Source organism: Pseudomonas sp. KB_15, assembly GCF_052114525.1.
GTDB lineage: Bacteria > Pseudomonadota > Gammaproteobacteria > Pseudomonadales > Pseudomonadaceae > Aquipseudomonas.
Window position 1 is genome coordinate 1 of record NZ_JBFREX010000296.1, and the last position, 397, is coordinate 397.

At 68.0% G+C, this 397-nt stretch carries 1 protein-coding gene; it reads right to left on the reverse strand.

Annotated features, from left to right (window positions below; translation table 11 throughout):
* On the reverse strand, window positions 1-397 hold a 397-nt coding region (locus AB4Z35_RS30975; protein ID WP_442101294.1), incomplete at both ends, for an efflux RND transporter periplasmic adaptor subunit.

The window sequence follows — 397 nt, forward strand, 5'->3', positions numbered from 1 at the left end:
GCACTTCCTTGAAGTTGGCATCCACCCACACTTGGTCTAGCGGCACCACGGCCATCAGCGGCGTGCCGGGGCTCACGCGCTGGCCCACCTGGACCGAGCGCTTGGCCACGTAGCCGGTGACCGGCGCGGGCATCGTCGAGCGGGCGAAGGCGAGGTAGGCCGAACGCAGGTTCGCGGCAGCGCGCTGCACATTGGGATGTTTCTCAACCGTAGTCTGGTCGGTCAGCACCTTGTTCGAAGCGAGTTGCTCCTGCGCGGCCAGCAGCGCCGATTCGGCGGCCTTCAGGCCGGTCTGCGCATGAGAAATTTCTTCGTTCGACACGGCACCCGAGCCGGCGATGGCCTGGCGGCGGCGCAGGTCGTCGCGCGCCTTGGCTACGTCGGCCTGGCGCATCGC